This is a genomic window from Nocardia sp. No.11 (assembly GCF_038752175.1).
GTDB classification, from domain to species: domain Bacteria; phylum Actinomycetota; class Actinomycetes; order Mycobacteriales; family Mycobacteriaceae; genus Nocardia; species Nocardia canadensis.
The window spans coordinates 1-6,055 of sequence record NZ_JBCGFB010000206.1; the positions used below are offsets into that span (position 1 = coordinate 1).

Below are 6,055 nucleotides of genomic sequence, written 5' to 3' on the forward strand. Positions count from 1 at the left end.
AGCACCACCGCGCCCGGCCGCACCCCGGCCGCCTCGAACTGATCCCAGGCCGCCGTCACCCCGGCGCGCAGGGCGTCGGGCGTGGGCGCGCCGGTCTGCGCGGAGGCGGCGAGCACGCGGTGCCTGCCCGGATCGAGCAGGGTCATCGCCTGGTGACCCGGCACGGCCTCGTAGACCAGCAGATTGTCGAATTCGTCGAGCCAGGTCATCGCGCCCGCGACGAACAGATGCGCCGACTTGGCCGAGACCAGCGAGGCCGTGCGCCACGGCGTCGAGGCGAGCCGGGTGACGATCGCGCGCCGCTCGACGGCATCGCGGTAACTCACTGCCACTCCGGCGATCTCGTACTCGTCGTCGAGTTCGGCGGCCATCGTGTCCAGCGCGGTCTGCACCGCGACGGCGACCTCGGCCTTGCTGTCCCCGCCCGCCCGGACCGTGCGCCGCAGCAGCATCCGGTCGGTGAGGGTCGCGCCCGATTCGGCGAAGGCCACCGCGTGCACGGCGCCTCGCTCGGTGCTGACGCCGAGGGTGATCACAGATCCTGCAGCCACAAGTCTTGCCTTCCCTGTGCGAAACGATGCGGGACGGGACCGCACGGGGCCCATCACTTCGCGGTAGGTCGGTTGCGACGAGAGATCGCCGCGAATAAGCGTGCGGATGCACGCACGCTCATCTGATGATTCGTCACCAGCTGTGGCATGGATGGGAGGAATTTCGCCCAGTTGTTGACACGCTGTCGGTAGACGCGTGTCGGGGATGTGTGTATACCGCTAGCCTGGATGGGTGGAAGTACACGCGCAGGCCCGGTCCAAGCAGAGCCGTCCGGACCCTGCGCTCGAATTGCAGGACGACCCGCAAGAGCTCATGCCGCGCAAGCGGCCGACCCAGGAGCGCAGCAAGCGCAAGTTCGACGCACTGCTGCAGTCCTCGCGCGAGCTGCTCGTCGAGGTCGGCTTCGAATCGTTCACCTGTGAAGAGGTCGCGCAGCGCGCCGAGGTGCCGATCGGCACCCTGTACCAGTTCTTCGCCAACAAGTACGTGATCGTCTGCGAGCTCAATCGCCAAGACCTGGTTGCGGTTTCCCGCGAGCTCGCCGACTTCCACGGCGAGGTGCCGTCACTGGACTGGCTGCGGCACATGAATCAGTTCGTCGACCACCTGGCCGGTCTGTGGACCACCGATCCCTCGCGGCGCGAGGTGTGGCTGGCCATGCAGTCGACCCCGTCCACCCGGGCGACGGGCGCGCTGCACGAGAAGGAATTCGCCGAGGTGGTCTCGCAGATGCTGCGGCCACTGACGCCGCGCACCCCGCGCGCCCGGCGCACGATGATGGCCGAGGTGCTCGTGCACGTCGTCTACTCGATGCTGAACTTCTCCGTGCAGGACGAGCAGTCCAACGCCGACGCCGTCGCCGAACTCAAGCGCCTGATGGTCGCGTACCTGCTTGTGGCGGAAAAGGAATCACGCCACGACCGCCGCCCCGAGGATTCGGCCGAGAGCTGATCGCGGCGGGCGTCGGCGACCGGGCCGGTGACGAGGCAACTCGCCGGGTCCTGGGATTCCCGGCGAGTTGCCTGTGTACGTGCGAGATCAGCGGTAGCGGTGAGCCCGCGGTCAGTGCCGACCCTCGATGAGGTCGGCGAGTTCGCCCGGGTCTTCCAGCACGACCATGGCCGCCGCCGTGTCGCCGTCGTGGGTCAGCGACAGGTGCACACGGACGCGCGGCAGGAACTCCGCGGCCAGGCCGTGCAACTTGATGCTCGGCCTGCCCCAGGCGTCGTTCACGACCTCGATCAGCGGATACGGGTTGTCCCCGATCTGCGGGCTGCGCGCGAAGCGAGACGATGCCCAAGCCTTGAGCACCGCCTCCTTCGCGGCCCAGCGTGCGGCGAAGCTGCGGGCCGGGTCGGTCTGCTTGCTCTGGCAGTAGCGGCGTTCACCAGCGGTGAAGCTCTCCCTGAGCATCGTCGTCCCCGACCGTTGCAGCTGCTCGGCGAACTCGGAGATGGTCACCAAGTCCAAACCGATTCCGAGAATCGTCACGAAGCGGCAGCCTACGACGCTTCGGTCGACTGCGGGGCGGAACCGATTCGCCCGGTGCCGCAACCCCATCCGTTCGCCTGGTACACACCCTCGCCGTCGAGTCTGGCCTCCGGCGAGAGCAGCATGTCGGCCTCGAGCTGACGGATCTGCTTGGCCGGGGTGCCGTCGGCGCCCAGGCGGCGATCCGCCGGCTTCTCGTACAGCGCGGTGCCGCCGCACATCGCCTCGGCGAAGCGCTGCCGGCCGGCGAGCTGACGCGCCTGCGCCCGCTCCTGGTAGTCCGCCCGCGCCGACGGCTCGATCGCGGACAGGAACGCCTGCGGATGAACCACCGCGAGCAGACCCGACACGTGACCGAAGCCGAGCGAGGTCACCAGACCGGCCTTGAGCGCGAACTTGTCGCCGAAGCGCAGCGGCTCGCGCGCCCACACCAGGTGCGGGTAGGCCGCCATCTTCTCGTCGACACAGTCCAGGCTCCGGTTCGGCGGCACCACACCGTTTTCCAGCACCTGGCACAGGCCGATGAGCTGGAAGGCCGCCGCGCCGCCCTTGGCGTGGCCGGTGAGGCTCTTCTGCGAGACCACGAACAGCGGGGCGCCGTCGGTGCGACCCAGCGCGCCGGCGAGCCGCTCGTGCAGCTCCGACTCGTTGGGATCGTTGGCGGCGGTGGAGGTGTCGTGCTTGGAGATCACCGCGATGTCGTCCGGGGTGACGCCGAGCTTGCGCAGTTCGGCGGCCAGTCGCGAGCCGCTGCCGCCACGACCGGCACCCAGCGCGCCGAGACCCGGTGCGGGGATGGAGGTGTGCACGCCGTCGGCGAAGGACTGCGCGAAGGCGAGCACGCCGAGCACCGGCAGGCCCATCTCCACGGCCACGTCACCGCGGGCCAGCAGCACGGTGCCGCCACCCTGCGATTCCACGAACCCGCCGCGACGGCGGTCGTTGGCGCGGGAGAAGTACCGGTCGCTGATGCCCTTGGCGCGCATGGCCGCCGAGTCCGCGGTGGCCGACATGTCACCGAAGCCGACGATGCCCTCGATACCGAGATCGTCGTAACCACCGGCGACCACGACCTCGGCCTTGCCGAGCCGGATCTTGTCGACGGCTTCCTCCACCGACACCGCCGCCGTGGCGCACGCCGCGACCGGATGCACCATCGCGCCGTAGCTACCCACATAGGACTGCACCACGTGCGCCAGCGCGACGTTGGGCAGCGCCTCCTGCAGGATGTCGTTCGGGCGCGGCTCGCCGAGCAGGTTGTCGACGTAGAGCGAGCGCATCGAGGACATGCCGCCCATGCCGGTGCCCTGGGTGTTGGCCACCAGGCTCGGGTGCACCCAGCGCATCAGTTCGTCGGGGCTGAAGCCCGCGCCGACGAACGCGTCGACGGTGCAGACGATGTTCCACAGCGCGACCCGGTCGATCGAGGCGGCCATGTCGGCGGAGACGCCCCAGATCGTGGGGTCCCAGCCGGTCGGGATCTGGCCACCGACGACGCGCGAGAGCTTCGCCTTGCGCGGCACCCGGATCTCGGTGCCCGCCTGCCGGGTGACGGTCCAGTCGCCGGAGTCGGCGACCGGGCTGATCACCGTGTGCTCGGGATCGGCGGTGTGGAAGGCGCGCGCCTCGGCCTCGTTGGCGACGGTGAAGCTCAGGTCCTGGTCGAGGAAGACCGAGGTGAGCAGCGGTGCCGCGTTGTCGAGCATCGCGCCGTCGTCCTCGTAGCGGCGCACGCCGCAGCGCTCGACGACGGTGTCGTGGTAGCGCTCGGCCAGCTCCGATTCCGGCACGAAGTCCCCGGATTCGGTGTCGTACCAGCCCGGCTTCGGGTCGTTCTCCCAGCGGATCAGACCGGTGGTCCAGGCCAGCTCGAGCACGCCCGCGGCGGAGAGCTTGTCCTCGACCTCCATCTCGAAGCGGGTGCGCGAGGAGCCGTACGGGCCGAGCTCGGCCGCGCCGACGATGACGACCATGTCGCTCAGGTCGGCGGTCACCTGGCCCCACTCCGGCACCGGCAGTGCCGAACTCAGGGTCGGCGGCGCGGGCAGCGCGGCGATGGTGGCGGTGGTGCTCGCCTCCTCCTCGCTCGCGGCCGCGGCCTCCTGGGCCTGCTTGGCCAGCGCGGGCAGGTCGAGCTTGGCGCGCGCCAGACCACCGGTGAGGTCGATCTGCTGCGGGCCGGTCTCGGTCACCTGACGTGCCCGCGAGGTGCACCACTTGAGCAGCTCGTCGGCCATCTCGGTGGTCGACCAGGTGTGCACGCCTGCCTTCTCGACGGCCTCGACCATCGGGTCGTTGTGGCCCATCAGCCCGGTGCCGCGCACCCAGCCGATCAGCGCGTGCACCATGGTGACGCGCGCGGACCACGACTTCTCGGCGCGCCAGCGGGTGACCACCGCGTCGAGCGCGGCCTTGGACTCGCCGTAGGCGCCGTCGCCGCCGAACAAGCCACGGTTGGGCGAACCCGGCAGCACCACATGCAGTTTCGCGTCGACGTCGTGGTCGGCGCCGAGGGCGGACAGGCCGCCGATCAGCCGCTCGACCGACCAGAGCAGGACCCGCATCTCCATCTCGGCGCGGGCGCCCGCGTCGGCGAGATCACCGGCGACGCGCGGTGCCGCGAACGGCAGCAGCAGCGTCGGGGTCATCGCGTCCTTGACCTTGATCTTGGCGCCACCCGCGTTGTCGACCTGCTCGGTGCCGACCCAGTCGATCAGCGCGTCGAGGTCCTGGTAGGAGGCCATGTTCGCGGGCACGACCCACAGCGCCGCGCCGTGGCGGGCGTTGTCGCGGTACAGCGCGCGGTAGAACCGCAGCCGCGCGTCATCCAGGCGCGAGGTGGTGACCACCACGGTCGCACCGCCCGAGAGCAGCCTGCCGGTGACCGCGGCCGCGATGGAACCCTTGCTGGCGCCGGTGATCACGGCGACGTCGTCGGACCACAGACCGGGGTCGGTGCTGTCGAGCGCGGCTTCGGCGATCTGCGCGTACACCCCGGCCAGTACCGAGCGGGCCTCGTGCATCGCCCGCTGACGCCACCAGTTGGCCTGCGCGGCAACGGCTTCGCCGGCGCCCACGTAGCCGCCGAGCGGCAGTTCCGCGGTGGCGGCGTCGTCGCCGAGCCACATGGTCGCGAGGTCCTCGCGGGCGGTGGCCCAGCGGTCGTCGATCAGGACGGCCTTGCGGGCGTCGAACGCCGGGGCCACCAGTCGCGGCCAGTCGGTGCCGAGTTCGGCCGAGACCAGGTCGACGAGGGTGTCCTCGGTGACCTCGGGGGCGCTGACCTGCTCGCTGAGACCGAGCTGCTCGAGGATCACCCGGGCCGCGGTGGCGAGCACGCCGTCGCGGCCGGTGATCTGCTCGGTGAACTCGCCCAGTGCCGCCGCGTCGACGGTGCCGCCTGCCGCGCCACCCGCCGAGGGCAGCGAGACCGCGACACCACGTCGCGCCGCCACCGCCTGCACGGCGGCGTCGATGGCCGCGTCGACCGAGGCGGCATCGGACAGCGCGCCGCCGACGAGCCCGCCGAGGTCGCCACCGCGCACGCTGGCGCCTTCGCGGGTGCCGAGGGAGACCTCGGCGGTGACGTGGCTGGCCCAGCCGTCGCCGAGCTCCCAGGTCTTCTTGACCCGGTCGGCGATGGCGGCGGGCCGCTTGCCGGAGGGGCCGAAGACCTTGCGCAGGTGATCGCCGATGGCGTCGGTGAGCACCGTGCCGAACGGCTTGTAGGTGCGGGCCAGGCGCTCGACGGTGGCGGACAGGGCGCCCATGTCGGCGTCGGCCGCGCCGTCGATGGCGCCGAGCGAGAGCTCGGAGCCGAGGTCGACCAGCAGCTGGTTGCGCCGCGAGGACACACCGTCGCAGAGGCCCTCGATGGTGTCGACCGGGCCGATCTGGTCCAGCCGCAGCTTGGTCCACAGCGCGATGAGCACGCGGGTGGCGTCGGCGGCGGTGAAGGAGATGTCGTCGGGACGCGGGCCACCGGTGGCGACCGGCGCCGCGGCGACCGGTG

Annotated in this window: 4 protein-coding genes; 1 reads left to right on the forward strand and 3 read right to left on the reverse strand. The window is 71.0% G+C overall.

Features of this window, described 5'->3' with window-relative positions; translation table 11 throughout:
• Positions 1-551 (reverse strand): hypothetical protein (locus tag V8688_RS30940; RefSeq protein ID WP_342802280.1); only part of this gene is annotated, 551 nt, incomplete at its 3' end.
• A 313-nt stretch (positions 552-864) separates the two neighbouring features.
• Here V8688_RS30940 and V8688_RS30945 point away from each other — a divergent pair.
• A complete protein-coding gene (locus V8688_RS30945) occupies positions 865-1,503 on the forward strand; it encodes a TetR/AcrR family transcriptional regulator (RefSeq protein WP_255588466.1) in 639 nt (212 codons plus the stop codon).
• 111 nt (positions 1,504-1,614) lie between these two features.
• Here V8688_RS30945 and V8688_RS30950 read toward each other — a convergent pair whose 3' ends face one another.
• Both V8688_RS30950 and V8688_RS30955 read right to left on the reverse strand, forming a co-directional pair.
• Entirely contained in the window at positions 1,615-2,043 is a 429-nt protein-coding gene (locus V8688_RS30950; protein ID WP_218720884.1) for a holo-ACP synthase, read from the reverse strand.
• Between the two features lie 11 nt (positions 2,044-2,054).
• Positions 2,055-6,055, reverse strand: a 4,001-nt coding sequence (locus tag V8688_RS30955) for a beta-ketoacyl synthase N-terminal-like domain-containing protein (RefSeq protein ID WP_342802281.1), incomplete at its 5' end; no start/stop codon positions are given.

Bases quoted from the DNA above. Each gene is read 5' to 3' on its own strand.
- V8688_RS30945 (WP_255588466.1), top strand. From the start codon at position 865: ATGCCGCGCAAGCGGCCGACCCAGGAGCGCAGCAAGCGCAAGTTCGAC.